At 55.5% G+C, this 1,560-nt stretch carries 1 rRNA gene; it reads right to left on the bottom strand.

Features of this window, described 5'->3' with window-relative positions:
* Positions 1-17: 17 nt before the first annotated feature.
* Positions 18-1,550, bottom strand: a 16S ribosomal RNA gene (locus E0L35_RS25245).
* Positions 1,551-1,560: the final 10 nt, after the last annotated feature.

Raw genomic sequence — 1,560 nt, 5'->3', positions numbered from 1 at the left:
GACTGTGACGCATCGTTTAAGGAGGTGATCCAGCCGCAGGTTCCCCTACGGCTACCTTGTTACGACTTCACCCCAGTCATGAACCACACCGTGGTGATCGCCCTCTTGCGTTAGGCTAACCACTTCTGGTGCAGTCCACTCCCATGGTGTGACGGGCGGTGTGTACAAGGCCCGGGAACGTATTCACCGTGACATTCTGATTCACGATTACTAGCGATTCCGACTTCACGGAGTCGAGTTGCAGACTCCGATCCGGACTGAGACCGGCTTTAAGGGATTCGCTGACTCTCGCGAGCTCGCAGCCCTTTGTACCGGCCATTGTAGCACGTGTGTAGCCCTACCCGTAAGGGCCATGATGACTTGACGTCGTCCCCACCTTCCTCCGGTTTGTCACCGGCAGTCTCCTTAGAGTTCCCGACATTACTCGCTGGCAAATAAGGACAAGGGTTGCGCTCGTTACGGGACTTAACCCAACATTTCACAACACGAGCTGACGACAGCCATGCAGCACCTGTCTTACAGTTCCCGAAGGCACACCAGAATCTCTTCCGGCTTCTGTAGATGTCAAGGGTAGGTAAGGTTCTTCGCGTTGCATCGAATTAAACCACATGCTCCACCGCTTGTGCGGGCCCCCGTCAATTCATTTGAGTTTTAACCTTGCGGCCGTACTCCCCAGGCGGTCGACTTATCGCGTTAACTTCGCCACAAAGTGCTCTAGGCACCCAACGGCTGGTCGACATCGTTTACGGCGTGGACTACCAGGGTATCTAATCCTGTTTGCTACCCACGCTTTCGCACCTCAGTGTCAGTGTCAGTCCAGAAGGCCGCCTTCGCCACTGGTATTCCTCCCGATCTCTACGCATTTCACCGCTACACCGGGAATTCTACCTTCCTCTCCTGCACTCTAGCCTGACAGTTCCGGATGCCGTTCCCAGGTTGAGCCCGGGGCTTTCACAACCGGCTTATCAAGCCACCTACGCGCGCTTTACGCCCAGTAATTCCGATTAACGCTTGCACCCTCCGTATTACCGCGGCTGCTGGCACGGAGTTAGCCGGTGCTTCTTCTGCGAGTGATGTCTTTCCTACCGGGTATTAACCGATAGGCGTTCTTCCTCGCTGAAAGTGCTTTACAACCCGAGGGCCTTCTTCACACACGCGGCATGGCTGGATCAGGGTTGCCCCCATTGTCCAATATTCCCCACTGCTGCCTCCCGTAGGAGTTCGGGCCGTGTCTCAGTCCCGATGTGGCTGATCATCCTCTCAGACCAGCTACGGATCGTTGCCTTGGTGAGCCATTACCTCACCAACTAGCTAATCCGACATAGGCTCATCCAATAGCGGGAGCCGGAGCCCCCTTTCTCCCGTAGGACGTATGCGGTATTAGCCTGGGTTTCCCCAGGTTATCCCCCACTATCGGGCAGATTCCTATGCATTACTCACCCGTCCGCCGCTCGTCAGCGGGTAGCAAGCTACCCCTGTTACCGCTCGACTTGCATGTGTTAGGCCTGCCGCCAGCGTTCAATCTGAGCCATGATCAAACTCTTCAGTTTAAGATCTATG

Origin of the sequence: Halomonas sp. ATBC28 (assembly GCF_005937175.1) — a bacterium.
In the GTDB taxonomy this organism is placed as follows: Bacteria; Pseudomonadota; Gammaproteobacteria; order Pseudomonadales; family Halomonadaceae; genus Vreelandella; species Vreelandella titanicae.
Note: the sequence above shows the minus strand (reverse complement) of the source record. Positions and strands in the feature narration are given on the sequence as shown.